1 protein-coding gene is annotated in these 297 nt (G+C 70.4%); it reads right to left on the reverse strand.

Features of this window, described 5'->3' with window-relative positions:
- A partial coding sequence (locus ADK52_RS12570; protein ID WP_159045919.1) for a condensation domain-containing protein occupies window positions 1-297 on the reverse strand: 297 nt, incomplete at both ends.

Raw genomic sequence — 297 nt, forward strand, 5'->3', positions numbered from 1 at the left:
CAGCAGGTGATGGCAGGTGAACACCAGCCGGAAGCGCTGGTGGCCGAGGCGGAGCAGTGTGAACCGCAGCAGCGGCGGGGCGGACAGGTCGAAGCGCCGTGCCCGGTCCTCCTCCAGCCATCGGGCAACCGCGGTTTCCTGGCGGCCGGCGTCCAGGCCCGAGAAGTCGATCTCCTCCCAGGGGAGCTCCACGCTCCGGGGGATGACCTGGACCGGCTGCCGCAGACCCTCGTAGGCGAAACCCGCACGCAGATTCGCATGCCGGTCCACGACCACCGACGCAGCAGCCCTCAGCAC

It is taken from the genome of Streptomyces sp. WM6372 (assembly GCF_001279655.1).
Taxonomy (GTDB): Bacteria; Actinomycetota; Actinomycetes; order Streptomycetales; family Streptomycetaceae; genus Streptomyces.